The following is a 263-nucleotide window of genomic DNA, read 5'->3' as shown; positions in this document are numbered from 1 at the left end:
ATTTGCTGTTGCTTAATGGTGCCGTATTCCTGCTCGGCAAACTCTTTCTCTTTTTCTTTAAAATCTAGCACTTTTTGAAATGAAAATTTAAAGGCCATCACTTCATCGCTCCAAATTGTGAAATTAAGTAGGATCTTGCCTCTTCAAATTGGGATGCTTCAAAAATACCTTGACGCAAAAACTGATCCATCAGCGGCTTTAAACGCATTGCATGATCAATGTCCCGGTTTGCCCCTTTTTTATAGGCACCGATATTAATAAGG

General features: G+C 38.4%; 1 protein-coding gene. It reads right to left on the bottom strand.

The genetic code is table 11. The features are described from left to right. Positions 1-97: 97 nt before the first annotated feature. Positions 98-253, bottom strand: a complete 156-nt coding sequence (locus RYX56_RS23120) for a hypothetical protein (protein WP_317124224.1) — start codon at positions 251-253, stop codon at positions 98-100. Between the last annotated feature and the right edge of the window lie 10 nt (positions 254-263).

This window comes from Alkalihalophilus lindianensis (assembly GCF_032843265.1).
GTDB classification, from domain to species: Bacteria; Bacillota; Bacilli; order Bacillales; family Bacillaceae_D; genus Alkalihalophilus; species Alkalihalophilus lindianensis.
This window is presented reverse-complemented; position numbering and strand designations above follow the sequence as displayed.